This window comes from Cellvibrio sp. PSBB023, from assembly GCF_002007605.1.
Lineage (GTDB): Bacteria > Pseudomonadota > Gammaproteobacteria > Pseudomonadales > Cellvibrionaceae > Cellvibrio.
Genome location: NZ_CP019799.1, coordinates 717,518 through 744,308 on the forward strand (window position 1 = coordinate 717,518; position 26,791 = coordinate 744,308).

Annotated in this window: 25 protein-coding genes and 1 tRNA gene; 14 read left to right on the forward strand and 12 right to left on the reverse strand. The window is 49.6% G+C overall.

What is annotated here, in order from left to right; all coding sequences use genetic code 11:
- Positions 1 to 4: 4 nt before the first annotated feature.
- Complete coding sequence (gene purM / locus B0D95_RS03180; RefSeq protein ID WP_078042544.1) at positions 5 to 1,060, reverse strand: phosphoribosylformylglycinamidine cyclo-ligase; 1,056 nt, start codon at positions 1,058 to 1,060, stop codon at positions 5 to 7.
- Between the two features lie 299 nt (positions 1,061 to 1,359).
- On the opposite strand from purM, the gene B0D95_RS03185 reads away from it, so the two are divergent.
- From B0D95_RS03185 to B0D95_RS03195, 3 genes are all read left to right on the forward strand, one after another.
- Positions 1,360 to 2,706 carry a DUF2066 domain-containing protein gene (locus tag B0D95_RS03185; protein ID WP_168172390.1) on the forward strand — a complete coding sequence of 449 codons (1,347 nt, stop codon included), beginning with the start codon at positions 1,360 to 1,362 and terminating at the stop codon, positions 2,704 to 2,706.
- Between the two features lie 2 nt (positions 2,707 to 2,708).
- Positions 2,709 to 3,422 (forward strand): DnaA regulatory inactivator Hda, encoded by a 714-nt coding sequence (hda, locus tag B0D95_RS03190; RefSeq protein ID WP_078042546.1) that lies wholly within the window; start codon positions 2,709 to 2,711, stop codon positions 3,420 to 3,422.
- 145 nt (positions 3,423 to 3,567) lie between these two features.
- The gene (locus B0D95_RS03195; RefSeq protein WP_078042547.1) at positions 3,568 to 5,379 is read left to right on the forward strand and encodes a glycoside hydrolase family 9 protein; all 1,812 of its coding nucleotides are present in this window, start codon (positions 3,568 to 3,570) and stop codon (positions 5,377 to 5,379) included.
- Here the strand turns inward: B0D95_RS03195 and B0D95_RS03200 are convergent, their stop codons facing one another.
- Complete coding sequence (locus tag B0D95_RS03200; RefSeq protein ID WP_078042548.1) at positions 5,380 to 6,237, reverse strand: RluA family pseudouridine synthase; 858 nt, start codon at positions 6,235 to 6,237, stop codon at positions 5,380 to 5,382. It abuts the gene before it with no gap.
- Positions 6,238 to 6,253: 16 nt separating this feature from the next.
- On the opposite strand from B0D95_RS03200, the gene B0D95_RS03205 reads away from it, so the two are divergent.
- The 3 genes from B0D95_RS03205 (at position 6,254) to B0D95_RS03215 (ending at position 8,798) form a co-directional block, all read left to right on the forward strand.
- Positions 6,254 to 6,802 (forward strand): YaeQ family protein, encoded by a 549-nt coding sequence (locus B0D95_RS03205; RefSeq protein ID WP_246841711.1) that lies wholly within the window; start codon positions 6,254 to 6,256, stop codon positions 6,800 to 6,802.
- Positions 6,803 to 6,854: 52 nt separating this feature from the next.
- Entirely contained in the window at positions 6,855 to 7,718 is an 864-nt protein-coding gene (trxA, locus tag B0D95_RS03210) for a thioredoxin (protein ID WP_078042550.1), read from the forward strand.
- Positions 7,719 to 7,856: 138 nt separating this feature from the next.
- The gene (locus B0D95_RS03215; protein WP_078042551.1) at positions 7,857 to 8,798 is read left to right on the forward strand and encodes a YidC/Oxa1 family insertase periplasmic-domain containing protein; all 942 of its coding nucleotides are present in this window, start codon (positions 7,857 to 7,859) and stop codon (positions 8,796 to 8,798) included.
- Between the two features lie 70 nt (positions 8,799 to 8,868).
- Here the strand turns inward: B0D95_RS03215 and ylqF are convergent, their stop codons facing one another.
- Entirely contained in the window at positions 8,869 to 9,807 is a 939-nt protein-coding gene (ylqF, locus tag B0D95_RS03220; protein ID WP_078042552.1) for a ribosome biogenesis GTPase YlqF, read from the reverse strand.
- A gap of 32 nt (positions 9,808 to 9,839) precedes the next feature.
- A complete protein-coding gene (locus B0D95_RS03225; protein WP_078042553.1) occupies positions 9,840 to 10,160 on the reverse strand; it encodes a hypothetical protein in 321 nt (106 codons plus the stop codon).
- Positions 10,161 to 10,267: 107 nt separating this feature from the next.
- On the opposite strand from B0D95_RS03225, the gene B0D95_RS03230 reads away from it, so the two are divergent.
- A complete protein-coding gene (locus B0D95_RS03230) occupies positions 10,268 to 11,506 on the forward strand; it encodes a sugar efflux transporter (protein WP_078042554.1) in 1,239 nt (412 codons plus the stop codon).
- Between the two features lie 23 nt (positions 11,507 to 11,529).
- Here B0D95_RS03230 and B0D95_RS03235 read toward each other — a convergent pair whose 3' ends face one another.
- The 3 genes from B0D95_RS03235 to B0D95_RS03245 are packed head-to-tail and all read right to left on the reverse strand — an operon-like array spanning position 11,530 to position 14,231.
- Positions 11,530 to 12,162 carry a hypothetical protein gene (locus B0D95_RS03235; RefSeq protein ID WP_078042555.1) on the reverse strand — a complete coding sequence of 211 codons (633 nt, stop codon included), beginning with the start codon at positions 12,160 to 12,162 and terminating at the stop codon, positions 11,530 to 11,532.
- A 46-nt stretch (positions 12,163 to 12,208) separates the two neighbouring features.
- On the reverse strand, positions 12,209 to 12,628 hold the full coding sequence (locus tag B0D95_RS03240) for a DNA polymerase III subunit chi (protein ID WP_078042556.1): 420 nt from the start codon (positions 12,626 to 12,628) through the stop codon (positions 12,209 to 12,211).
- A 4-nt stretch (positions 12,629 to 12,632) separates the two neighbouring features.
- Positions 12,633 to 14,231, reverse strand: a complete 1,599-nt coding sequence (locus tag B0D95_RS03245; RefSeq protein WP_210403674.1) for a leucyl aminopeptidase — start codon at positions 14,229 to 14,231, stop codon at positions 12,633 to 12,635.
- A 191-nt stretch (positions 14,232 to 14,422) separates the two neighbouring features.
- Between B0D95_RS03245 and lptF the strand changes: the two genes are divergently transcribed.
- Both lptF and lptG read left to right on the forward strand, forming a co-directional pair.
- Positions 14,423 to 15,523, forward strand: a complete 1,101-nt coding sequence (gene lptF / locus B0D95_RS03250; RefSeq protein ID WP_078042557.1) for an LPS export ABC transporter permease LptF — start codon at positions 14,423 to 14,425, stop codon at positions 15,521 to 15,523.
- A complete protein-coding gene (gene lptG / locus B0D95_RS03255; RefSeq protein WP_078042558.1) occupies positions 15,516 to 16,574 on the forward strand; it encodes an LPS export ABC transporter permease LptG in 1,059 nt (352 codons plus the stop codon). Before lptF ends, lptG begins: the two co-directional genes overlap by 8 nt.
- Before the next feature lie 25 nt (positions 16,575 to 16,599).
- On the opposite strand, the gene B0D95_RS03260 is transcribed toward lptG, so the two are convergent.
- The gene (locus B0D95_RS03260; RefSeq protein WP_078042559.1) at positions 16,600 to 17,106 is read right to left on the reverse strand and encodes an RDD family protein; all 507 of its coding nucleotides are present in this window, start codon (positions 17,104 to 17,106) and stop codon (positions 16,600 to 16,602) included.
- 36 nt (positions 17,107 to 17,142) lie between these two features.
- Positions 17,143 to 18,039: an adenylate/guanylate cyclase domain-containing protein gene (locus tag B0D95_RS03265; protein WP_078042560.1), complete on the reverse strand. Its 897-nt coding sequence runs from the start codon at positions 18,037 to 18,039 to the stop codon at positions 17,143 to 17,145.
- Between the two features lie 414 nt (positions 18,040 to 18,453).
- Between B0D95_RS03265 and B0D95_RS03270 the strand changes: the two genes are divergently transcribed.
- Complete coding sequence (locus B0D95_RS03270) at positions 18,454 to 19,239, forward strand: hypothetical protein (protein WP_149867856.1); 786 nt, start codon at positions 18,454 to 18,456, stop codon at positions 19,237 to 19,239.
- 65 nt (positions 19,240 to 19,304) lie between these two features.
- On the opposite strand, the gene B0D95_RS03275 is transcribed toward B0D95_RS03270, so the two are convergent.
- The 3 genes from B0D95_RS03275 to B0D95_RS03285 all read right to left on the reverse strand — a co-directional run bounded on the left by B0D95_RS03275 (position 19,305) and on the right by B0D95_RS03285 (position 20,945).
- On the reverse strand, positions 19,305 to 19,874 hold the full coding sequence (locus B0D95_RS03275) for a hypothetical protein (RefSeq protein ID WP_078042562.1): 570 nt from the start codon (positions 19,872 to 19,874) through the stop codon (positions 19,305 to 19,307).
- A gap of 1 nt (position 19,875) precedes the next feature.
- On the reverse strand, positions 19,876 to 20,478 hold the full coding sequence (locus tag B0D95_RS03280; protein WP_078042563.1) for an AHH domain-containing protein: 603 nt from the start codon (positions 20,476 to 20,478) through the stop codon (positions 19,876 to 19,878).
- 380 nt (positions 20,479 to 20,858) lie between these two features.
- Positions 20,859 to 20,945: transfer RNA gene (locus tag B0D95_RS03285), tRNA-Leu, on the reverse strand.
- Between the two features lie 235 nt (positions 20,946 to 21,180).
- Between B0D95_RS03285 and queA the strand changes: the two genes are divergently transcribed.
- The 4 genes from queA (at position 21,181) to secF (ending at position 26,644) form a co-directional block, all read left to right on the forward strand.
- A complete protein-coding gene (gene queA / locus B0D95_RS03290; RefSeq protein WP_078042564.1) occupies positions 21,181 to 22,263 on the forward strand; it encodes a tRNA preQ1(34) S-adenosylmethionine ribosyltransferase-isomerase QueA in 1,083 nt (360 codons plus the stop codon).
- Positions 22,264 to 22,296: 33 nt separating this feature from the next.
- Complete coding sequence (tgt, locus tag B0D95_RS03295; RefSeq protein ID WP_078042565.1) at positions 22,297 to 23,418, forward strand: tRNA guanosine(34) transglycosylase Tgt; 1,122 nt, start codon at positions 22,297 to 22,299, stop codon at positions 23,416 to 23,418.
- 175 nt (positions 23,419 to 23,593) lie between these two features.
- Positions 23,594 to 25,477 carry a protein translocase subunit SecD gene (secD, locus tag B0D95_RS03300; protein WP_078042566.1) on the forward strand — a complete coding sequence of 628 codons (1,884 nt, stop codon included), beginning with the start codon at positions 23,594 to 23,596 and terminating at the stop codon, positions 25,475 to 25,477.
- A 12-nt stretch (positions 25,478 to 25,489) separates the two neighbouring features.
- Positions 25,490 to 26,644 carry a protein translocase subunit SecF gene (gene secF / locus B0D95_RS03305; protein WP_078042567.1) on the forward strand — a complete coding sequence of 385 codons (1,155 nt, stop codon included), beginning with the start codon at positions 25,490 to 25,492 and terminating at the stop codon, positions 26,642 to 26,644.
- The last annotated feature ends 147 nt before the right edge of the window (positions 26,645 to 26,791 follow it).

Here is a 26,791-nt window from a genome sequence, read left to right on the forward strand (position 1 = left end):
GTAATCAAAGACCCTGCAGTTCCACTTGATGCTCATTTCCGTTGGCGGTTGCAATATGGCCAATCACAAATGCGTTTTCGCCTGCATTGCGCAAAATGGTCAGTGCATTGTCCTGTTCGCTGGCAGGAATGGCGATAACCATGCCCACACCACAGTTAAAGGTGCGGTACATTTCGCGCATATCAACATTGCCGCCGCGTTGTAACCATTGGAAAACTGGTGGGAACGTCCAGCTTTTGGTGTCGATAACGGCTTTGGTGCCTTCCGGTAACACCCGTGGAATATTCTCAGTCAGGCCGCCGCCGGTAATGTGCGCCATGGCATTGACCTGCGATTCCTTGATCAGCTTAAGTACGGATTTCACGTAGATGCGGGTTGGTTCCATCAGCGCGTCACCCAGCGGGCGACCGCCGCAATCCTGCGTTAAATCAGCCTTGGTGACTTCAATGATTTTGCGGATCAGTGAGTAGCCATTGGAGTGTGGGCCGCTGGAGGTGAGGGCGATCAGGGTATTGCCAACCTTGACCTTACTGCCGTCAATAATTTCGGATTTTTCTACCACGCCAGTACAGAAACCGGCCAGGTCGTAATCTTCACCTTCGTACATGCCTGGCATTTCTGCTGTTTCACCGCCAACCAATGAGCAGCCAGCCAGTTCGCAGCCATCGCCAATACCCGCTACAACGGAAGCTGCTACATCGACATTGAGTTTGCCGGTGGCGTAGTAGTCGAGGAAGAAGAGTGGTTCTGCACCGGTGACAACCAGATCGTTTACGCACATGGCCACCAGGTCGATACCGATGGTGTCATGCTTTTGCAGGTTCATGGCCAAGCGTAACTTGGTGCCTACGCCATCAGTACCTGACACCAGAATCGGTTGGCGATAACCCGCAGGAATCTCTACCAGCGAGGCAAACCCGCCCAAGCCAGCCATCACTTCCGGGCGACGGGTGCGTTTGGCAACACTTTTAATGCGTTCAACCAATGCATCACCGGCTTCAATATCAACGCCAGCGTCTTTATAGCTAAGGGATGGGGTAGGGGTTTGGTTTTGGCTCATAGGAAATGGCTCACAGCTCGTGCAGTTGGAGTGGTTTAAAAAAAGGCCGCCATTCTAACAGCTTATACCGAGGCGTGCAGTGCAAAGCGCGATTGCAGCGAAAGTTATTCTTGCCCGGCAATCCTGACGATTCTACGCTTGGGTGCAATTTCTTGAATCTGTGTCCAATTGCGCTTGCCGTTGGCTGGTTTAAGCCTGTTACAATGCGACCCCATCCCATTTATTGGCTGTGTTCAGGGGTTTATTTGGTGCGCCTTTTATCGATCCGTATCCTGTTATTGTCACTGTGTTCTGTGCTTGTGAGCCCTGTTTTAGCGGGGCAGCAGGTCGATATTTATCGCGCGCAGGCGCTGGTAAAGTCCCAAGCTGAAGCGGAGCGCAATGCGGCTGCGCGCGCTACTTTTGGTGAATTAATGGTGCGTGTTTCCGGGCAGCGCAATGCGCTCGATAATCCGGTGGTTCGCGCGGCCATGCCCAAAGCCCAGAATTATCTGTTTGGTTTCAGTTATAAATCCTCCAGCGAAAAACTGGTTGAAGGCTCGCGCAGTTTTACGGCGTTGGCACTGCAGTTGGATTATGAGCCGCAAGCTATTGCCCAGTTATTGCGCGATGCACAGTTGCCACTCTGGCCTGCCCAGCGTCCGACCTTGTTGGTTTGGTTAGTATTTAAAGATCAGCGCGGATTGCATCTGGTGCCAGAAGTTATTGATTTGCAGGCTATTCATGGTTTTGCTGCATTTCGTGGGTTACCTCTGGTATTTCCCAAGCTTGATGTCGAAGACAGTATTTCCCTCTCGGCTGATGACCTATGGGCGCTGGATCAGCAAAAAATCAAAGCAGCATCGGCTCGTTACAATGCTGATGCAATCCTTATTGGCCGTTATACCCCAAGTGCTATGGGGCCGATTCCTGCCGCCATCGTGGTAGATCCATTGGCTGTTGGCGAGTTTGACAGCTCTGATGTTGCCAGTAGTGCCGCATCCATAGCTTCGGCGGCTGCCAGTTCGGTGGATGATGGCAGTTTGATACCTGTACCAGTTGAGCCCGCCCAAGGTCCTTGGCAGGGTGATTGGGTGCTTTTACACGGCGATGTACAAGATGCATTCGCTGATGAGACGCCAGAAGTAAAAGGCTTGTTTAACAATGCGATTGATCGCGTAGCAGATTATTTTGCGAATCAGTACGCCATCATACCTACTAACCAGGGGCCGCAACAGATTGTGCTGCGTATTGGCAATATCACCAGCTTTGCTGCTTTCAAGCAGGTGCAGGCGTACTTGGAAGAGCTGGCATTAGTGCAGCGAATGGAGGTTGTCACTGTCAATGCCGAAGGTGTTGTGGTGCGCTTAACCACAGAGGCTGATGCTCGCCTGCTGACCAGTACCCTGGCGCTGGGGCGCCGTTTGATGCCGGTGCAGTCTGCGGCTGTTGACTCTGCCCTGACGCCATCTGCACCAACGCAAATAGCGGCGCTGCCGGAGGGGATAGATGCCGAGGCAATGGCGGATTTGGAGCGTGCCATGGAGAGTGAGCAAATGTCGGGCACTCCAGCCGCTGATGATGTCAACGCCACGACAAGCACAACTGCTGTGCTCACTCATGCGGGTACTTTGCAAGATCCACTGATTTACGTTTGGCAGAAGTAGTTATGGTTCATTTGCCGCAGCAATTGTCTTTGGGCGTCAACCTGAATGATGACGCCACCTTTGAAAACTTTTATGCACCAGCTGCAACCCACAATGCCATGGTGTTACAGGGGTTGCGTCAGCAAGTAGAGGGTAGTGGCGAGTCTTTTATCTATTTGTGGGGTGCGCCCGGCTGTGGTTTGACGCACTTGTTGCAGGCCGCCTGCCATGAGGCACAGCATCAAGGTTTGTCGGTACAGTATTTGCCCCTGCGTGATTTGGCCGGTTACGCGCCTGATGAGTTGTTTACCGGTTTGGATGCTGTGGATTTGGTCTGCCTGGATTGCTTGCCAGCGGTGGCTGGTCGCTCTGATTGGGAGCTGGCGATTTTCAACCTTTACAACCGACTTCGTGATCACGGCAAGCGTTTATTAGTAGCTGCGGAGCAGAGCCCGCGTGAATTGGCGCTGACCCTTGAGGATTTACGCTCGCGTTTGCAGTGGGGGTTGACCTATCAGGTGCACAGCCTGAGCGATGACGATAAACAACAAGCGCTGCAATTGCGCGCCCGTGCTCGTGGGTTGGAATTAAGCGATGATGTGGCGCAATACATTATCCAACGCTTACCGCGCGATACCAACGAACTGTTTTGGCAATTGCAGCGCCTTGATCATGCCTCGCTTGCCGAGCAACGTAAACTTACCATTCCTTTTGTAAAGAAAGTTCTAACTATTTGATCTCCTTACGGATCACTACCAGAATTCCTCCTCAATAGCTTTGATGTGTATTGACTATTAGGTCTTTTTGCCTTGGTCGCACTCAATGCTGTGTGCCCATAATAATGATCAGGTCTGAGTGCCTGATAGGTAATGGAGAGTTTCAATGGCATTTTTTACCCCAAGTCCCAAGGCGTTATGCGCTGTTGTTTTCGCAGCAGCGACGCTGGGTAGTGTTTCTCTGCTGAGTGGTTGCAGCAAGGGGGACAGCACTGCGTCTTCAGCCTCCGCATCAATAGCGGCCACCAGCAATTCGTCGCCCGCTGTTGCAGCCTTGGGCATCAGGTTGAATCAACTTGGGTTCCTGCCCGGTTCGGCCAAGTGGGCGTTAGTGCCTGCCGTAGCGGCAAGTCGCTTCAGTGTGATTGATGTTGCCAGTGGCGAAGAAGTCTATGGCGGTGACCTGATGCCTGCGGCCACATGGGAACCGGCAGAAGAGTCCGTACAGCGGGCCGATTTTTCGCAGTTAACGCGTGCAGGGGAATATCAATTGCGCGTCGCTGGTGTGGCGGATTCGCGCCCATTCAAAATCGCCGAGGATGCTTACGTTGCGTTGAATGCGGCTAGCATCAAGGCGTTTTATTTCAATCGCAATAGTGCGGAGCTGCTGGCAGAGCATGCCGGTATTTATGCGCGCCCATTGGGGCACCCGGACACCCATGTACTGGTACATGCTTCGGCAGCCAGTGCTGAGCGTCCCGAAGGCACGGTCATCGCCAGTCCCAAAGGGTGGTATGACGCTGGTGACTACAACAAATACATTGTGAACTCCGGTATTTCTACCTATTCGCTTCTGGCGGCCTATGAGCACTTTCCTGAGTTCTTTGTCGGGCAGAATCTGAACATTCCTGAAAGCGGTGATGCCATTCCTGACCTGCTCAATGAAGCCTTGTGGAATCTTGAATGGATGTTGACCATGCAGGACCCTCATGATGGTGGTGTCTATCACAAGCTCACCAATAAGCGGTTTGATGGTGTGGTGATGCCCCATGAGGCGACCAGTGAGCGCTATGTTGTACAAAAATCGACTGCAGCAGCGCTGGATTTTGCGGCAGTAATGGCAACTGCTAGCCGTGTGTTGGCAAAGTATGAGGAGCAGTTGCCGGGTATGTCTGCTCGAATGCTGGCGGCAGCAGAATCGGCATGGCAATGGGCGCAGGCAAATCCCGCGGTGATTTACCAGCAACCGGAGGACATCAAAACCGGTGAATATGGCGATCGCCAGTTGGACGACGAGTTCTTCTGGGCGGCGTCTGAGTTATACATCGCTACCCGCAATGACAGTTATTACGCAGCCTCCAAAGCAGCCAGTACCAGTGCAACCGTTCCCTCATGGGGCGATGTGCGCAGTTTAGGGTGGATTTCGCTGGCGCATCATCGCGCTCAGCTGAGTGAGGTGGCCGATCAGGAGTTGATTGTTGGTCGCATTGAAACTCTGGCGAAACAATTGCGATCTGTGTGGTCTGGCTCAGCCTATGGCGTGACTATGCAAACCGAGGATTTTATTTGGGGGAGCAACTCGGTAGCTTTGGGGCAGGGCATGATATTGCTACAGGCCTATCGTTTGAATGGTGAGCGCGATTATCTGGATGCTGCGCAGTCAGCGCTGGATTATGTGCTGGGGCGCAACGCAGTGGATACCGCATTTGTCACCGGATTTGGTCAGCAATCCACTCTACATCCACACCACCGTCCCTCAGGTGCAGATGGTATAGAAGCGCCCATTCCCGGTTTTATTGCAGGGGGCCCACAACCGCGCCAGCAGGATAAAGATGATTGCTCGGAGGCTTATCCCTCCGCTATTCCTGCCAAATCCTACCTCGATCACTATTGCAGTTATGCCAGCAACGAGATTGCGATTAACTGGAATGCGCCACTGGTTTATGTGTCAGCAGCGCTGCAAGTGCTGACCCAATAATTATTGATTAAATTGCATCGTTTTAGGCAGCTCCGCGATTAAGCGTTGCTGGCTAAAGGGGCAAATAAATTCCAGTCGATAGGCCAGGAGCTGTAAACCCACATTGGCTTTGGTGCCATAAACACGGTCGCCCACAATCGGGTGGCCGATGTTGGCAAGGTGGCGGCGAATCTGGTGTTTGCGGCCAGTCTCAATAGTGATATCCAGCAGCGTCTTATTGTGTTCAGTGCGGACTTTGTGAAGGTGAGTGATGGCCGATTTACCATCCAGTGCCTCGCTCAGTGTTAAGCCGCTTGATGGAATTTCACAATCTCCTGTTACCCAGGCTTGATAAGACTTGTGCATGTCGCGCGCCTGAAACAGCGTGGATAATTTGCCAGCGGCTTGGCTATCGTGTGCGAGCATTATTAATCCACTTGCGTCGCCATCCAAACGGTGCACTAAAAAGCACTCGCGTTGCGTGCGCCCTTGAGTAAATTGTCCATTCACTTCAACCCACCGTAAAATGCTACAGTGATCGCCCCATTGGGAGCCCTGCGAAAGCATACCCGGCGGCTTGAACCAAATACTGTAATTGCCCGCATCGTGAATCAGCGTGGCCGTTTCCGGTTTGCGCGCAAGCACTTGTTCGTCGTAAAAAAACTGAATGCGCGACCCCTTGTATAAAACCTTGGTTGCACGACGCAAACGCAGGGTTTTGCCCTTGAGTGTCCACCAAACAGCGCCTTTATTCATCGCATCTTTAATGCGCTGCTTGGACAACCCAGTACCCTCTGCCAATAAATCGAGCGCAGTTTGTTCGGCTTGAGTGACAGTAAATTCAAATTTTTGTGGTATTTCAAATGAAGTATCGGACATTGGTTAGCTTTGATAAGTGAGAAAAACGGTGGCAGAAAAGGCAACGATTTATAAAGCAACAATTACCTTGGCAGATATGGATCGCAGTGTATATGGCGATTATAACCTGACTGTCGCACTGCATCCGTCGGAGACGGTGGAGCGGATGATGGTGCGCATTCTAGCCTTTTGTTACTGCGCTGCGGAAAATTTAACCTTCACTAAAGGTCTCTCATCCATGGAAGAGCCCGATCTGTGGTTAAAGCACGATAACGGCACCATTTTGCAGTGGATTGAAGTGGGTCAACCGGCGCCTGATCGGCTGAAAAAAGCATCGAGCCAGGCGCAAGCGGTGCATGTATTTAGTTATGGTCGCGGCATGGATGTTTGGTGGAGAACCAACAGTGCCGCTATTCGTGCCTTGCCCAAAGTGACCATTCACCATTTTGCGGCAGATGAGTTACAACAACTTTGCGCCTTGGCTGACAAGACCATGAAATTAACGGTGACTATTACCGAAACTATTGCCTATGTGTCATCAGCTACCGAAAATGTCGCGCTGAGCCTGCGCGATATGCCTCAATGACAGATGGAAACCTATCAGGATTAACCGCCCCATGAATATGACGAGCACTACAATGAACAGCCCTTTGTTAACCACTGTCGACATCACGATCGACAACGCCCAGCAATACTTGATTGATGAGTCCTTCAATCGCCCGGTGGTGATTGATTTTTGGGCAGAGTGGTGTGGGCCGTGCAAAAATCTGATGCCGATTTTGGAAAAACTGGCTACTGAATACGCGGGCGCTTTTTTATTGGCCAAGGTGAATGCGGATGATCAGCAAATGATTTCATCGCAGTTTGGTGTGCGCAGTTTGCCCACTGTCATGGTGATGAAGGACGGTCAACCGGTTGATGGTTTTGCCGGTGCCTTGCCGGAAGTGCAGGTGCGCGATTTGCTTGCCAAATACTTGCCAAAACCTTGGGAGGCGCCGCTGCAACAAGCAAAGGATTTGATAGTGCAAGCACAATATAGTGAAGCCTTACCGCTGTTGCGTCAGGCTTATGAGCAATCCAATAATTTGGCAGCCATTGGTTTATTGATTGCCCAATGTCATTTGGAATTAAATCGTATTGATAATGCAGAAGCGATTTTGTCCACCATAAAAATGGTCGACCAGGACAGCTTTTATGAACAGTTAATAGCGCAGGTGGCGCTAAAAAAACAAGCGGCTAAAACACCGGAATTATCGGCACTTGAAGCTGCACATTCGGCGGCGCCGGAGGATTTGCAGGTGCGTTTGCAGTTGGCGTTGCAGTACCATCAAGAGGCAGAGCATCGCTTGGCACTGGAGCATTTGTTAGCGATTTTGCGTAAGGATCGCCAATTTGCGGAAGGCGAGGCGCGTCAGTCGTTTAATGCAATTCTCGCTTCGCTGGGGAAGGCAGATCCTCTGGCAATTGAGTTCCAGCGGAAATTATTTACCTTGCTTTACTAGGCTTTACCTGCAGTCAAATGGTTGTTATTACAAAAAGTGGGTACACTGGTACGGCTGTAAAAATACTGTAAACACGCCGCATGAGCTGTGCTAAACCTTGGTAGCAGTTGCGCTACTGCTAGAGGATTTTGATAGACAATGAGTAATCGCTATTCCCTGATCGCATGTGTTGCCATGGTCGTTTTGGCTATGGCCGGGTGCGGCAAAGGTAAAGAGGAAGCTAAAGACTTGCCTCACTTTTGCAAGCAGGATGGTTCCCGCCTGCTGATCAAACAGGGCAAGATGCGGTTGGAGATAATGCCCAAAATTGGTGGCCGCATTTCTTCACTTCAATATGCTGGCCACGAAATACTGGTGCCTATTGTCGATCTGGATAAAGTAACCGATTGGGGCACTGTGCTCTGGTCCAGCCCACAAACTGATTGGGGGTGGCCGCCTATTGATGTGCTGGATAACAAACCCTATCGCCTGAGCACTGAAGATGACAAAGTGGTGCTCACCAGTGAAATTGATGGCCGTACCGGTTATCAATTCACCAAAACCTACCGTCCCGATGGTGAAGATCGTATCGCCATTGATTACCGCATCACCAATCGCAGTAATGAACGCAAAAATGTAGCGCCGCTGGAAGTAACGCGCTTACCCTCATCGGGCAGTTTATTTTTCCCCAGTGGTGAAGGTGAGGTGTCCAACGGGTTGTTTTATCCGTTAGACGTGCAGATGATTGATGAGCTCACCTGGTTTGATTACGACAAGAAAAAAATTCGTACTGATCATCATAAAATGATGCAGGACGGCAAAGAGGGCTGGATGGCCTATGTCGACAAAGGTTACTTGTTGGTAAAAGAATTCAACGACAGTCCTGCAGGTACTACTGCCAAAGGCGAAAACGAAATAGAAATCTTTGCCCATGTTGATCATGTGTTTATCGAAATGAAACAGCAGGCGTCACTGGTGGCATTGGAGCCGGGGCAGTATTTGGATTGGACTGTCATTTGGCATGTAAAAAAGCTGCCGGATGATCTCGTACAAAACCCGACACCCCAAGCGCTGGCGACATATGTGCGCAGTCTGTTGTAAGTGCATAGATGATTGATGCCCATAAAAAACGCCGCAGTGATGCGGCGTTTTTTATGGAGCATTGAAAAAATCAGCGGCGATTTTTGCGTGTTTTCAAACGGCGAATGCGGTCGGCTTCTTCCTTTTCGATTTTCTTGCGCTCGTCCTCTTCTTTGGCGCGCAATACTTCCTCTTGTGTCATTTCCGGGGTTTCCCAGCTGATTGGCCCGAGTAAACCGGCGCGCAGTTCGGTAATTAAAATCGATGCAACTTTTTGAATTTCTACACCGCCACCTTTGCGTGTGCAGCCGCGTTTTACACCAATGGCATCCAATAATTCCAGATCCGTCTCCGGCAATTCGTTCAAGCCGTAACGGGTTTTGAGGGCGTCCGGGTAGGCCTTGAGTAAATACTCGGCGGCGTAGAGGGCGATATCGGCGTAATCAAACACAGTGTCTTTAATGGCGCCGGTAATCGCCAGGCGATAGCCGCAGGACGGTGGTGATAATTTGGGCCATAAAAAACCCGGTGTGTCGGTCAGGAGAATACCGTGTTCCAATTTAATTTTTTGCTGGGCCTTGGTCACGCCAGCCTCGTTGCCGGTTTTGGCAATAACACGACCAGCCAAGGTATTGATGATGGTGGATTTGCCCACGTTGGGGATGCCCATAATCATCACCCGCGCCGGGCGCACTTCGCGCTGGCGTTCGCTCACCAGTGAAGTGCACAGGTTTAGCAAGTTGCGAATTTGATCGGGGCGCTGTTGGCTCACGGGTAGGGCTTTTACGCCTTTTTCCTGCTCCATTTTATCTACCCAGAGTGCAGTAATTGCCGGGTCGGCCAAATCGGCTTTGTTGAGCAGTTTGATGAGTGGAGTGTCGCCACGCAAACTGGGAACCAATGGGTTTTCGCTGGAAAAAGGGATGCGTGCGTCGATGACTTCTATCACCACATCCACATGAGGCATGACTTCCGCAATTTCTTTGCGGGCCTTGTGCATGTGGCCGGGGAACCAATTAATTGTTGACATGAATTACTCGGGTATCGGAAGAGGGTAGGTGCTTAGGCAAAACTGTCGAGCGGTTCATCGCGATTAAAATGATGCAGCAGCAAGCATTCATCATCGGTTTCGCCTTCGCATATCACAATAGAAACGGGGGCAATGTAAGGCGCGTAAGTATGATCCAGATAAAGCGCGTGTTGCAGTTCTTGCCAGAGCTGTGCGGGGAACTCGGTGAAAAAGTTGAAGCTTAAAAAGAGCTTTCCTTTTTCTTCAATCGCATCCACTTCGGGGGAGCGAATGGGGCGAACACGTTCCAAAAAAGCAGTGCGATCAAAGTCGCGTGCATGTTTGGGAGAAATTTGAATGCTAATGCATTGCATGGAGACGATCCTCAACGGCTAGTTGCATGATTATACAGAAAGCGCTGCCAGCGCGGCGGAAATCGCAGCGACCCCATATGGCACGTAACCGGTTTCAGCTATGATGTATGCCCGTCATTGATCATTCGGTAGTTGTTGTGTCTTCTCCCTTATTTCGTCCTGCGGCATTGGGTATTTACCTGTTGTTTTTTTGCGCGGGTATTGTCGGTGCCTTGGTATTGCCAACCTTCAGTCTTTTTCTGGCGAAAGAGATCGGTGTTCGCCCTTTATTGGTCGGCCTGGTTTTCGCGGGCATTGCGCTGGCGAGTATTGGGTACAACCACTGGATTGGTCACTGGTCCGACAAGCTTACCGACCGCCGCCCATTGGTGGCTATTTTTTGTGTGTTGGGTGCCATTGCCTGCGTGATTTTTGCCTTGTCCCGTCACTATTGGCTGGTGGCTAGCATTGCGGTTGTTGTCTTCAGTTTATCCATGGTGTCGTTTTCGCAAATCATGGCCTATAGCCTGGATTATGCCGAGGCAGAAATTCCTCCCGACCGCATTCCGCTGTTTAATGCCATCATGCGCGCGCAAATTGCATTTGCCTGGGTAGCTGGTCCACCCGTTGGATTTTTATTGGCTACCTATTACAGCTTTAGCTTGAGTTACTCCGTTGCCGCAGGGTTGTATGTGTTGGTGGCCATGGCCAGTTTCAAACTCTTGCCGCGCCTGCCGGGCAAGGCGCGCCAGAGTGACCACAGCAATACGCCTGTGTCACTGCCTCCTTTAGTGCCCGCTGTCAGGCAGTCGCTGTGGTTTTGCGCACTTGCTTTCTCGCTGATGTGGGGCGTGAATAATGCCTACCTGATTAGCCTGCCGATTCATCTCAAGGATAATTTGCACATAGATGCCCAATGGATGGGATGGATCATGGGTACTACCGCCGCACTTGAGGTGCCCTTCATGTTGCTGGCAGGGCACTATGCCAGCCGTTTTCGGCTGGTTAATTTAATCCGCTGTGCTGGTGTTGCAGCCTTGTGTTTGTATTTGGGTGTTTATGTGGCGACCACCTTGTGGCACCTGTTTGTGCTGCAAATTTTCAATGCCATTTTTATTGGATTGCTGGCGGGCGTCGGCGTTTCTGTGATCCAGGCGTTAATGCCTGGTCGTTCTGGTGGTGCATCGGCGCTTTATACCAACACTACGCATATCGGCAATTTATTCAGCAGTTTGCTAGTTGGCGTGGTGGCTGATTATTTTGGGTATCACCAAATATTTATTGTAAATGTAGCCTTGGTGATAGTAGCCATTTGGGCTTTTGGTAAGGTGCGGTCAGCGCGCGAGTTGGCTTTACCTCACCAATAACCTGCGCGATGGAGGAGTGGGTATTACACCTCCTCCTCATTTAATAATTTTTCCAGGTCTTCCACGCTCATCGCAAAAAGGCGATGGCGTAATTCCGCTTCTATTTGCGGCATCAAACCCTTAATGACCTCATCCACCAATGCCTGCCGCGGCTTGTTAATTTTGTTAGCGATGTTTTTAGTGGCATTGACAATTTTTTTGGCTGTTTCGTATTCAAACAGCGGCGGTGGATTGTTGCCGTGCAAGCGTTCGCGAATATGCTGTGGCAAAAATGGATTTTCCCCGCTGGCTTTGGCGAGCGGGCGCGGTGCATGGGTTTCCATTGCTGCACCAAAGGATGGCTTATGACTGCTCAGGTGCGATGCAAATCCTGGTTTTTTATCGAGTATTGCGTGTGAGGGTGTTGTCAGGTCGTCTTCAAACAGTGAAGTTTGCCCCTGTAGCACAGCAGGATTATGGTGAGTCAGAGGCTGTTCCGCCGCCGCGTATGGTGAGTGATTAACTATTCCCACAAGGGGTTCCGTAATCCCCTCATCAACGTGATGGCTGTCGTCAAGGGTTTGCAATATAGGGATGTCGTCATCCTCCAGCAGAAGTCCTTTAATCGACTCCAGTTCTTGTAAAATCTCGGCTTTGGTTTTATTGGTGTTGGCCATGATATTGGTTTACCTGATGCTCGGTGCAGGGCAAATAAGGTTGTGATTATAATTTTCGGGTTTCGATTGGATAACCGCGCTGTTTATAAAAGCCAAAGCGCTCGCGGCTGGTTTGCAAGCTCCGAGGCTCCTGAATCACCACCTCACTCAACCGCTCAAAGCGGCTGAAGTAGGGCGGAATCGTTTTACTCAAGTTAAGCAATAAACCTTGATGATCTCCCGCTTCACTGCTGAAAGTGATTTCAACGGGCGCTGGCTTACCGGCGTTTATCAGTTGATGAGGCACAAAGCTCTCTGGCTTAAAGGTCCAGAGTAGGTCATCGAACTGGCGCGCTTCAGTTTCATCATCCATTACCACCAGCGTGCGCATACCCATACGGTGTACCTTGTCGATCAGACGACAAGCAAACAACCAGCGGGCTTCGCTGGTTGCGTCGGGGAGCACATAAAAATCGATCTGGGTCATTGGCTTAGGCTTGTTTTTCTGCTGTTTGATTTAGCAAGAACTGCACCAGCAGTGGAACCGGGCGGCCAGTGGCGCCTTTGGCTCCGCCAGAGCGCCAGGCAGTACCGGCAATATCCAGATGCGCCCAGTCAAACTTTCTGGCAAAGCGCGACAGGAAACAGGCCGCTGTAACACTGCCGGCTTCGCGGCCACCAATGTTTGCCATGTCGGCAAAGTTGCTATCCAGCTGTTTTTGATACTCATCCCACAGTGGCATATGCCAAGCGCGGTCAGCCGCTTCTTCACCGGCAGCGAGCAGTGATTTTGCCAATGCGTCGCTGTTGCTGAACAGTCCAGTGGCATGGTTGCCCAAGGCGATTACACAGGCGCCGGTCAGGGTTGCAATATCGACCACCGCTTTGGGTTTAAAGCGTTCGGTATAAGTGAGTGCATCGCACAGCACCAGGCGGCCTTCGGCATCGGTATTCAGAATTTCAATGGTTTGGCCAGACATAGATGTGACTATGTCGCCAGGTTTGGTAGCGCTACCGCTTGGCATGTTTTCAGTGGCCGCAATAACACCTACCACATTGATGGGCAGCTCCAGTTCAACGAGAGTCTGGAATGTTCCCAGCACACTGGCAGCGCCGCACATATCGTATTTCATTTCGTCCATAGCCGCGCCGGGCTTGAGGCTGATGCCGCCAGTATCAAAGGTGATGCCTTTACCTACTAGCGCGACAGGGGCGTGTTTCTTGGTGGCCCCTTTGTATTCGAGCACAATTAATTTGGCTGGCTGGTCGCTGCCTGCCGCAACGGAGAGGAATGAACCCATACCCAACTCTTTGAGCTGCTTTTCTTCCAGAATATTCACGCTGAGTTTGGTGTGGCTGCGACCAAGGCGTTTGGCTTCATTAGCCAGGTAGGTTGGGGTGCAGATATTCCCCGGCAAATCCCCCAGCTCGCGGGCCAGGTTCACGCCCTTGGCAATTGCTTGGCCCAATGCCAAGCCTTTAGTGACGGAATCGCTGTTGGCTTTGGTGGCAGCAAACGTAACTTTCTTTAACTGCAGGCTGACTTCTGCGGGCTTGCTTTTGAGTTTGTCGGCGCGGTAATCGAGTTGGCTCAAATGCTCTGCCAATTGACGAGCCTGCCATTCGGTAGATTGATTGCTGACAGCAACATCGGCCAGTGCCAGTGTTAAATCGGTGCAGGTCGTTGCGCGCAAAGCATCGCTGATTTTTTGTACGGCTTTACGATAGCTGTCGGCACCGATACTGCCTTCTTTGGTGGTACCCAATCCCAAAACCAGCAGTCTTGCAGCGGCAATACCCTGAGGATTTAGCAACAGTAAATGTTGTCCGGCTTTGCCTTGAAAATTCTCGCGCTTGAGTATGGTTTCCAGTTGTTGCGCATCGGCGGCATTAATCGCACTGCCAGCGGCACTGAGCTTCAGGCCTTCATAGCAACCCACCACAAGGCAATCGGTTGTGTGTTTGAGTGGGTCAATCACTTTGCTGGAAAAGTGAATTAGGGTGTTTTTTGAGCTTGGCTTGCTCTTTTTTTCATCAGTCTTTCGAGTGTTTTTGGTGTTGCTCTGAGAGGTGCTTTTGGCGGAAGTCATAGGGTGTCCTTATGGGGCTAAGACAATTAATAATTCGCTCAAGACAAAACGGGCGCTGTGCGTGATAATGCCACAGTTTTTAGCGCTTATGGCGGCAAAATTCGGTCTGCGCCGGAACCTTGTTGTTTGGTGCGGGTCACTAGCCATTCAGGCTCACTGAACGCGCCATGCTTACTAACAGGATTAGCATTTTGATTATTTTTCGTTACCTTTCGCGTGATTTATTGGTCACTGCCCTTGCCGTTAGTGCGGTACTGCTAACGATTTTCCTCTCCGGTAAATTCAGCGATTATCTCGACGATGCCGCCCAAGGCAAACTGGCGGTTGATGTGCTGTTCACCATTATCGCCTATCGCATGCCTAACTTGCTGGAGCTGATTTTACCGCTGGGGTTTTATCTCTCGATTTTGCTGGCTTACGGGCGCATGTATATCGAAAGTGAGATGGTGGTGTTGTCAGCAACAGGCATGAGCCAGTGGCAATTGGTGCGCATGACCATGGTGCCTGCAATCATCGTAGCGGCAATTGTCGCCTTGTTCAGTTTTTGGCTCAGCCCCCTGGGTGCGCAGTTAACCCAGCAAACACTGGCGGAGCAACGTAGCCGCAGTGAATTTGAAAGCTTGCAGGAAGGGCGATTCCAGGCCATAGGGCAGGGGCGCATCATGACTTATGTGCAGCAGGTGAGCGAGGATAACAAAAGCCTAAAAAATGTGTTTGTTGCTCAACAGGATGGACAACTGACATCCACCATTGTGATGGCAGAAACCGGTGCACAGGCTTACAACCCGGATTACGGTCAGCGGTATCTCATACTGAATAATGGCCATCGCTATGAAGGTCAACCGGGTTCCAGCGAATTTACCATTACCAGTTTCAAGGAATGGGGGCGCTACTTGCCGCCAACCACCAGTGCGGCAGAGATTGAAAGCAAGGCCGATGCAAAAACAACAGCAGAATTGATGGCGGCTGATGATTTGGAAAGCAAGGCGACGCTGCAGTGGCGGCTATCCATGCCGCTGATGGTATTGATTGCTACCTTGCTGGCTGTGCCCTTGAGCAAAACCAATCCACGGCAGGGGCGTTACCTGAAAATGCTGCCAGCGATTTTGATTTACATTTTTTATCTGGCCTTTTTGATTAATGCGCGCAGTGCTGTGGCCGAAGGTGGCCTGCCTCATTCGATTGGTTTATGGGTGGTACATATTCCCTTTTTATTGATAGGTTTAGTGATGCTTAACTGGCAGAGCCTGCTGCTGTCGCGTACCAAAACAGTAGGAGGCGCTCATGCATAAAATTACGGCTTATATTTCGCGTACAGTGTTTTACGCTATTGCCATGACACTGCTGGTGTTTATTGCGCTTGATTTTATTTTTGGTCTTATATCGCAGTTGGAAAAAACCTCCGGTGCCTATACCGCGTTGGAAGCCTTTTACTACATGTCGCTGACGGTGCCGCGCCGCCTGTACGATTTGATTCCCTATTCCTGTCTGATCGGTTGCCTTGCTGGCTTGGGTTTATTGGCGAGTAGCAGCGAGTTGGTTGTGGTGCGTGCTGCCGGTGTTTCAGTAAAACGAATCACCTGGATTGCATTGCGTCCCGCCATTATTTTTATTGTGATTGCCTTGTTGCTTGGTGAATTTGTCGCTCCTTATACCGAACAAATGGCGGATAACCGTCGGCATTATTTGAAATACAACACCACCCAATCGGCGCCACAGAATATGTGGAATCGCGAGGGTGATGAATTTATGCATGTGAGCGCGGTATTACCTAACGGTGTTATCTATGGGCTGACGCGTTATAAATTTAATCCGCAACAACAGTTGGAATCTGCCAGCTTTACCAAACAGGCGCGCTATGAAGATGGCTACTGGCAGGAAGAGGATGTCTCTATTACCTATCTTGCCGAAGAGGGTGTACGGAATGAGGTGATTGAATCGCGCCGCTGGGATACGCCTTTGACTCCCAACCTGTTCAACATTCTGGTGCTGGATCCGGAAGATCTGTCCATGCGTAATTTGCACTATTACACTAACTATTTGCATGAACAGAGTTTGACATCTGGCAATTACAATTTGGCATTTTGGCAAAAAGTATTACAGCCATTGGCAACCGCAAGTCTGGTGTTGATTGCGATTTCGTTTGTATTTGGCCCGTTGCGCAGTGTGACCATGGGGCAGCGTATTTTCACCGGTGTTGTGTTTGGTGTGGCGTTTTTGTTGCTGCAAAAACTGCTTGGCCCATCAAGCCTGGTATTTGGGTTTCCGCCGGTTGTGGCGGTGATGATTCCAATCCTTATTTGTATTTTGCTGGGAATGTATTTGTTGAAACGGGCGCGCTAGCGGCGCCCGGTTTTTTGGCGGCAAGTTAGTGTTTGGGTTCTTTACTGAGCAATAAAATGCGGGTGTTGCTGATTTTATCGTGCAGGGTTTGACGATCAGCAAAGGCGTACATCAACCAATAACCGGCACCGAACAGCAGCAGTGAAAATGGTGCGCACACACAGCGAATCATGCATTGTTTTACGCTGGGCAGTTGCATCTTGTTGTTGTCAAACATTTTCATGCGCCAGGTTTTCATGCCCAGAGTCTGGCCGGATTTGCACCAGAAATAACAAAAAAATAATACCAGTGTCAGCAGCCAGCCAATAAAAACCAATATCCCCCAATTCCCCCAGCTTACGCGCTCACCGGTTGCCGGTGTGCCGTTAATAAGCAGGTTTATCCCTACTGCTATCGCACCGTACAAAATACTCACGGCCATTAATAATAGCGAGTCATACACCATGGCGGCCAAACGCCTTGGTAAACCTGGTGTGGCGTATACCGGTGATGGATTAGTGGGCGCTGTGTGGTCAGAGGCTGGTGTAGTCATTGGGTGTATTCGTAGGTGAAAGGTTGGCGTGAAGGCTTAAAGTGCAAAGTGAATTGCCCATGGGTTATCGCCGCGCAGGGTTTGGCCTAAACCAATAAACCCACGACCTTGCAAGGGTAATTCTTCGCGGCGCAAATAAATGGGTGCCTGTTCTTCCTGATAGACATAGGTGCCATTGGTTGAGTGATCAACCAGTACATATTTGCCACGGCGAAACTCAATGTGGCAGTGCTCGCGCGAGGCAAATTCGCTTTCGATGTGCAGTTGTGCCTTTTGTGTGTCCCGTCCAATAGCAAAAGGGGTTTGCTCCGGTAGCAAGAAAACCCTTGCTCCATTTACCTGCAAGCTGAGCTGGAATTTTTCGGCAAAGCTGGTGATGTCTTCAATAGGAATAACGATGGTGGTGCGGCTGTTATTGCCGGTGTGTTCCCACTGCAATCGGTAAATAATGGTTTCTTCCTGATCGCCCTTGATATTGATGCGATCAAACATCTGGCAGTCCCGTCGCAATTGCTGGTCGAGTGCATCGACAGTGGATTGGGTGATGACTATTTGGTTGGCGCGGGCAATTTGTGCGACGCAGGCGGCATCGTTGACGTTATCCCCAAAGGCATCATCAGCGGTGATCAACACCTCGCCAAATGCGATGCCTATGCGTATACCCAGGTCTTTCAGGTGCGGCTCTTTTATGGCGCGCAGTTGTATGGCAATGGCTGCTTCACAGGCTTGGTCTGCCTTATCAAAGCGGGCCATGATTTCATCACCAATGGTTTTGACCAGTGTCCCTTCATGCACTATGGTCAACGCCGTCATGAATTGTACGGATTCATCAATGATGGCTTTAGCCTGCTCATTGCCCAGTCGTTTATACAGCGCCGAGCTGCCGGATACATCGGCAAACATAATCGCTTGTGGTTGGCTGTATTGGGTCATGGGGTCCGCGAGGGCAAGGGCAAAAAGAATAGGTGGATAATAGGCGCTTTATTTTACAGGCGCAAAAACTCCGTTGGGTAACTTTAAGGGTGTCGGACTTTTTAATCCATCTGCGGGGGCATGGTGTAATACTATGTGATTTCGCGCTGTTTTTAAACCAGCCCACACGGTAAACCTAGATACTTCAAAGAGGTGAGTCCTTCCTAATAGCTGTTTGTGGTTATGATGGGGTTGTGATGGAGATATCGTACTGTGCCGCTCATGGTTTTTCTGTGGCGAGTTTTCTTGCTCTTCATATGAAGAGGGGGGAGTTAGCCGTATTATCCTAATAGGGGTGCGCTGTTAAACAGCATGCCTGTAATAACGATGGCTCGCTAGTCGCATAGTGGTTTATTGGTGGGGGGTTATTGATTAATGGAGAAAATGAGTATGGGGCAGGAAAATCAGCCTGAGACCGGTAAGGTACAAAGTGGAAATAAGAAACTAGGCATGGCTACATCTACAATATGGGCAACATGGCTCACAGTTCTTTGGTTGATTGGTGTGGCTGTAATTGTTTATTTGCGTCGTGGAGATATTCCTACTTTGCAGTTGAATGCGATTGGTGATTTTCTGGCGGGAACAGTATCCCCACTCGCTTTGTTGTGGTTAGTGGCTGGGTATGTGCGTCAGGGGTATGAGTTAAGGCAAAACACGGATGCACTTTATCTTCAGCAAAAGGCTTTGCTGTTACAGCATGAGGAATTGGCTAATCAGGTTGCTGAAACCAGAAAGTTAGCTCATCACTCCGAGCAGCAGGCTGCTGCATCGTTGGCGATGGTGGAGTTCAACATAACAGAAAAAAGAGATAAAGAAATTTCAGTAATCAATGCAGTACAGCCTCTTTTTGATTACAAAATATTTTTTATTAATGAAACGGTTTGCAATTTAATTGTGCACAATAAAGGGAATCCTGCTTCTAATATTGTTTTTGACTGTGAGGGTTTTGTTGCGCGGCTTACAGTGGGATCTGCAATGGCTAAAGATAGGAAGGTAAATTTTAATCATACCAGGCTAACTGCTGAAGCGAATGTTGAAGATTTGCTTATTCGGGTTAATTATTTAGATATCTATGAGGCGCCTCGGCTGCAAATTTACCGAGTGATAGCAGGAAATACGCATCTGATTGAAAGCAGGGAAGGGGAGCTTAAAACTAATTAATTTTGATATGGTTTTTATCTGCTTTGTATAGATGAATGAAGTAAAGGCAGCTTTCGCTGCCTTTTCTATATCTCATCAATACACGCTAAATCTCTCGAAAAGTACAACCCTTTCAATCCATTTGAATCAACCAGTGTTTTAAATTCCTCCGTGCAGTACATGTTGCGGTGGTTGCTGAATTCCGTTTGAAAAACCAATTGGTCTTTTAAGGAATCCTCTTTAAAAACCAATGCCTGCATTTCTACATAATCCACTTCATCAACTTGCCGCGCACTCTGATTAAGGTCAACGTGTTCCATGCCGGTTTTGTTGGTGGAGTGGAATAGCCAGTAGGGTGTGCCTTCACATTCGATAGGTAACAGCTCGCCGAATTCTGCCAGATGTTGCTTTAATTTGTCGTAGGCGTTTTGGTTTAGCGCCAAGCAATTTTGTGTTGCCCATACTGTGATATCTGGCACTTTTACGACATTGTTGCTATCGCTGTCGTCTGTGAAAGTGCCCGGCACTTTTTTCCAAAAATCTGCCCAATGATCTTCATACAGCAAAAAGAAATCGCCAATTATTTTTTCTATGGCGTATGAGTCGAGGTAAAAATTTAAATAGTTTTCGCGGTCTGCGCGTAGTTTGTAAATCATTTTAAATTGCTTCCTTTGGGGAGGCCGACCCCTTTTTCAACATAACAGATTCTGGCATGCCTCCATATTGCATCATTCTGGAGATCAGATTTAGCGTCTGCCGGAATTTGATGGCTTGATACGCTGGTCTTAGCCTGGAGTTAATCCACGAATAGTAGTTGTGACGGTGGATTCGGCTGTGTGGTGGTGCTTTTGGCATGGCCGGGTGCGGTGTTGCTGCTGTGTTTTCTGGTAACCAGCAACCATTATCTACATCATCGATGCCAATTTTCATTTTGGCCATCATTAGCCGTAGCTCTGCGGCCAGTTTATGTTTGCCCGCAACTATCGCATGGGCATGACAACGGGCAGGGCGGGCACCGTAGGCTTCTACCAAGTGGTAGCCAAGCCGACTGGGCACGTGTTCTTCGGCCATTAAATTTTCGAGGGATTTTGCGGCGGCTTGTGCGCGGTATTTGTCGATACCTGCTTGTACTTGGGCGGCAACTTTGACGAGATTTAAATCTGAATTGGTTATCGGACCACCTTTGGCGGCGGTGTTGTCGATTGCGTGGTCGAGGGCGTCCTTCAGGTAATACGGGGTAGGTTGTGCTGGAAAGGGCATGGTCAATTTCCATATGGTTAACGATTATTTGCAGATGCGTGCTGCATGCGAGGCTGTGCAATCGTAAGGTATCAGCTCTGTGTGTGCAGTGATCAAATCGAAACTACGTCAAAGTCCCAATCAAAATTAAGCGAGCGAGTACCGCAGCCTTAAAGTTCACTCCTCCCCCGCCTGCGGGCTTTGCGAAAAAATTGAGTTCGTGAAGCGGCCATTTGAGTCTAGGTCGCATAGGTTATTCGGCAGGATGACTTTTTTTGATGGCAGCAATTGCAGGGGTAATTAAGCTGGGCTTTTTGAGGGGGGCGTCCCTTGAGGGGGTTGAATTGTCAAATTTGGAACATAAAAAAGGGGCTTACATTGCTGTAAGCCCCTTTCGGATTTGGTGCCAGTGGTCGGACTCGAACCGACACGCTTTTAAGGGCGCCGGATTTTGAATCCGGTGCGTCTACCAATTCCGCCACACTGGCGAGTGGTGCGCATTCTAATGATTTGAACTCTCCTGTCAAATACTAATTTCAAAAACTATAGAAAACAGTTATTTGCTAAACAGCTTGGTCAAAAATCACCACTTTTCTGGTGGTAATTTATGCGATGTCATCCGGCAGGGCGGTCTTGGTCTGTCGCAATTTAAACTTGGGCCAAATTGGTATACCCTTGCCGACCTTTTATTGTTTATCCACCAACCTTTTTTAAGCCCTCGTTATGCGTCGCCAGGATTTTTTTTACGAACTACCCGATAGCCTCATTGCGCGAGCCCCGGCGGCTGAGCGACGCGGCAGTCGCCTATTGCAGTTGGACGGCCAAAGCGGTCATTTGACCCATGGTCAGTTTCCTGATTTGCTCAATCTGGTTGAATCCGGCGATTTGATGGTATTCAACAATACCCGCGTGATTCCCGCGCGCCTGTTCGGTCAAAAAACCTCGGGTGGGCAGGTGGAGATTCTGGTTGAGCGGGTATTGGATAATCGCCGCGTGCTGGCTCATACCCGCGCCAGTAAGGCCCCAAAGGTGGATTCCCAAGTGATTCTGCAAGACGGCACCCGCGTGCAATTGGTTGCCCGTCACGATGCCCTGTTTGAGTGGGAGTTCCTGGGCGATGATCCGGCATTGGTTGTGCTGGAGCGTATCGGCCATATGCCATTGCCTCCTTATATAGATAGAGAGGATGTGGCTGCCGACCGCGAGCGTTATCAAACTGTTTACAGCAAAGAGCAGGGGGCGGTTGCAGCTCCCACAGCGGGTTTGCATTTTGATGAGTTGATGTTGGAGCAGTTGCGTGCAAAAGGCGTCAATATCGCTTTTGTGACCTTGCATGTGGGTGCGGGCACCTTCCAAAACATGCGTGTCGATAATATTGCCGAGCATCAGATGCACTCGGAAATCATGGATGTATCGCCCGAGGTATGTGAAATGGTGCGTGCGACTAAAGCGGCAGGTAAACGTGTTATCGCCGTGGGCACTACCAGCGTGCGCAGTTTGGAATCGGCGGCGCAGGGTTATGCGGATGCCACACAAAAAGGTGAAATTCACCCCTATCAAGGCGAGACCAGTATTTTTATTTATCCCGGCTACCAATTTCAGGTGGTTGATGCCTTGGTGACTAATTTCCATTTGCCCGAATCAACCTTGATTATGTTGGTGTCGGCCTTTGCCGGTTATGGTTTTACCATGGCGACCTATAAAGAAGCAGTTGCCCAACAATACCGTTTTTTCAGTTATGGCGATGCCATGTTTATCACCCGCAATCCCGCTGCTGCGCAACAGCCAGTGGGTATATCTATTTAAGCCAGAGAGAAGATTGTGACTAACCAGTGTTTTATGGAATTTGAATTGGATAGCCAGACGGGCAGGGCGCGTCGCGGTCGTTTGAAGTTTCCGCGCGGCACAGTCGAGACTCCGGCATTTATGCCTGTCGGCACTTACGGTACCGTGAAAGGCATGACCCCGCGCGATGTTGAAGATATTGGTGCCCATATCATTCTGGGTAACACTTTCCACTTAATGCTGCGCCCCGGTACCGAGGTGATAAAAGCCCATGGTGACCTCCATGATTTTATGCAGTGGAAAGGGCCTATCCTCACTGATTCCGGTGGTTTTCAGGTATTCAGCTTGGGTAAGTTACGCAAAATCACTGAAGAGGGCGTGACTTTTAAATCGCCGATTAATGGCAGCAAAGTCTTTATGGGGCCGGAAGAGTCGATGCAAGTGCAGCGCGATCTGGGCTCCGATATAGTTATGATCTTCGATGAATGCACACCTTACCCCGCGACAATCCATGAAGCGCGAGACTCTATGGAGTTGTCGCTGCGTTGGGCCAAGCGCTCCAAGGTTGCTCATGGCGATAATCCCTCGGCCTTATTCGGCATAGTGCAGGGCGGTATGTATGAAAACCTGCGCACCGAGTCCCTGACGGGATTGGTTGAAATTGGGTTCGATGGTTATGCCATTGGCGGACTATCGGTGGGTGAACCCAAAGAAGATATGCTGCGTATCCTCGAAAGCCTCACTCCGCAAATGCCCAAACACAAGCCGCGCTATTTGATGGGAGTTGGCAAGCCTGCTGATCTGGTAGAAGGTGTGCGTCGCGGTGTGGATATGTTTGACTGCGTAATGCCAACACGCAATGCGCGTAATGGACATCTCTTTACCAGTGAAGGTGTCATCAAGCTGCGCAATGCTAAATATCGCGATGACACTGGCCCGCTCGATCCACTGTGTGATTGCTATACCTGCAAAAACTTCTCTCGCTCTTATCTGCATCATTTGGATAAATGCAATGAGATGCTGGGAGCGCAGCTCAACACCATTCACAATCTGCGCTATTACCAGCGCATCATGGTCGATATGCGGACGGCTCTGAGTGAAGGCACATTTGATGCATTTTTGGCCGATTTTTATGGTCGTCAGGGGTTAGAGGTACCGCCCGCACCGTCTGTATGATTCGTGCATCATTGTTGTACGCCAATTAAAGGGTATAATCCGGCGCCCTTGACCATACCGCAACCAGATAAGTGATCGGTTGTGTGCTCGTAAAATAAGGCGGAGTTGATTTAAGTAGCTGCAAACCAAGTTGCTGAACCTCTGAAATCTGCCGCAGACCAGTTGGGAAATTTTTATGTTAAACCGCTATCCCCTATGGAAGTATCTGTTGCTACTGTTTTTCACAGTAGTCGGCGTTGTCTATTCAATCCCCAATCTGTACGCACCTGATCCCGCTATTCAAGTGTCAGGCGATTCAAGTACCAAAGTCATTGATGCACCGGTACTTGAAAAGATGGAGGCAGCACTTAAAGAGGCAAATATTGAGGCGTTTGGTGGTGAAGTTACGCCGCAAACCGCCATGTTGCGTATCAGGGATGTCGAGCAGCAAATGATGGCACGCAAGGTGGTACAAAAAGCCTTGGGTGATGGTTATGTGGTTGCTTTGAATAAAGCATCGAACACACCTGCCTGGCTGCATGCCTTGGGTGCAGAGCCATTGAAGCTGGGTCTTGACCTTGCGGGTGGTGTGCACTTCTTGCTGGAAGTTGATACCGCTTCTGCGGTTGCAAAGCGCCAGGAAATTAATGCTGATGACATGAAAGAAAAAATGCGCAAAGCCAAAGTGCGCTATTCATCGATTGTCGCACAAAAAGATAATCAAATTATTGCCCGTTTCCGCAGCGCCGAGGCACGTGATGAAGCAATCAATTTATTGCGTCGCGATTATCCCAACCTGATGTTTACCAAACCGGATACCGAAGCCAGAGCTGATGAGTTTACCTATGCGGCAAATTTCACCGAAGCCGGTGTGCGCGAAATCGAAGATTATGCGGTTAGCCAAAACCTTATCACCCTGCGTAATCGGGTAAATGAGTTGGGTGTGTCTGAACCCATTGTTCAGCGTCAGGGGCGCAGCCGCATTATCGTGCAACTGGCCGGTATTCAGGATCCAGCAGAAGCGAAGCGTGTTATCGGTAAAACCGCCAACCTGGAGTTCCGCTTGGGTGCCACTCCAGACACTATGGTGTCCAACAAAGAAGAATTTCCATTCAAAGATGAATTGATGCAAATGCAGCGCGGTAATGCCGTGTTGGAGCGTCAATTAATTGTGACCGGTGATCGCGTGTCTAACGCCACCAGTAGCTTTGATCCTGAGAGCAATCAGCCACAAGTAAACATCACGCTCGATAGTTTGGGCGGTGCACAAATGCACCGCGTGACACGCAATAACGTCGGTCGTCAAATGGGTATTTTGTTTATCGAATACAAAACCCGTACGCAAATAGTAAAAAATGCGGCAGGCGAAGATGTTGAAAAAATGACCCAGTACGTTGAGCGCAAGGTGATTAGTCTGGCGACTATCCAAAGTGCGTTGGGCGTGCAGTTCCGCATCACTGGTCTTGATAGTCCCGCCGAAGCATCAGAGTTAGCGCTATTGTTGCGCGCGGGTGCACTGGCGGCGCCTATGCACTTTGTGGAAGAGCGTACCATCGGTGCATCCCTGGGTGCCAAGAATATTCAGAATGGTGTGGACGCCACTCTCTGGGGATTCTTGTTAGTGGTTATATTCATGTTGGTTGCTTATAAGGTCTTTGGTGTATTCGCGAATATTGCGCTTGCGGTCAATATCTTGCTGATGTTAACCATGTTGTCGATGTTTGGTGCAACTCTGACCTTGCCTGGTATTGCCGGTATCGTACTCACGATTGGTATGGCAGTAGATGCCAACGTGCTGATTCACTCGCGTATCCGCGAGGAGCTTAAAAACGGTGCTTCACCGCAGCAGGCGATTTTTGCCGGATACCAGCGCGCGTTTATCACTATTGTTGACGCCAACCTCACCACCTTGATTATCGGTGTCATTCTCTTTGCCATTGGCACCGGTCCGATTAAAGGTTTTGCCGTTACGCTGATCGTCGGCATTATTACCACCATGTATGCCTCTGTAAGTTGCAGTCGTGCGCTTGCCAATTTGTACTACGGTCGCCGTAAAAACTTACAGAAAATTTCGATTTAAGAGACCACTTTTATGACTAAGGAATTACGCATTATTGATTTTATGGGTGTAAGACATTACACCTCCGCGTTATCTATCTTGATAGTGATTATTTCTCTGGGATCGCTGGCGTTTAACGGTTTGAAGTTGGGTTTGGATTTTACCGGCGGTACCCAATTGGAGTTGCTACTGGATAAGCCTGCTGACCTGGATAAGATCCGTGAAGTATTGGAGCAGGAAGACTTAAAAAGTCCTGCGGCAGTGTTGTTTGGTTCTGATCAGGAAGTGATGATTCGCACACAGGATCAAATGAAAGAAAAGGCGCTGGAGCATTTGCAAACAGCGGTGGGTAAAGCCGGCGCTGTACTTGAGGGTGTGGAGCGTCCTGCACGTGAGTTGGAAGGGTTTACCGATACCTTGGTGTTTGCCAATACCAGTATTGATAGCTTGCGTCAGAGTAATTTGTTTTCTTCTACCGATTATGGTCGTGTTGATTACGCTCAGCGTGAAGACAAGGTGTTAGTAAATCTCGAAGCACCGATCGATATGGTTTACTTGCGTACACTCATCGCTGATATAGAGCGCGCAACTGATACCAAGATCCAACTGCGCAGCAGTGAGTTTGTTGGTCCGCAAATTGGTGACGAGTTGCGCGATCAGGGCGGCTTGGGGATGTTGGTAGCATTTATTCTGGTGTTTCTGTACGTTGCGGTGCAATTCCAGTGGAAGTTTTCAACTGGCGCGATTGCAGGTTTGGTGCACGATGTCATTGTAACACTTGGCTTTTTTTCGCTCTTTCAATGGGATTTTGACTTAACTGTATTGGCAGCCATTTTGGCATTGATTGGTTACTCCATTAACGACACGATTGTTATTTACGACCGCATTCGGGAAAACTTCCGGATTTTGCGTAAAAGTGATCCCCATGAGGTTATCAATATTTCTATTACCCAGACCTTGGGTCGTACAATCATGACCTCTGTATCGGTATTCATCGTGTTGTTCTGTTTGTATTTTATGGCCGGTGAAGTGTTACAAGGTTTTGCTCTGGCGCTGATTATCGGTATCCTTGCGGGTACTTATTCATCAGTTTATATCTGCGCCAATATCACTGCGGCTCTGGGTATTACCAAAGAAGATTTGATGCCAAAACCCAAAGAGGAAACGGAGCTGGAAGAAACTTTGTAAGTTCCACGTTCTTTTCCTTTCAACAACAGCGCCTACGGGCGCTGTTGTCATTTTTAGGGCATGCATATTGTGTGGTGGTGATGTGAGTGGTCGGGGCGATTGTGCAACCGGTCGATCTCGGTTATCGTCAATCTATCCAGGGTATAT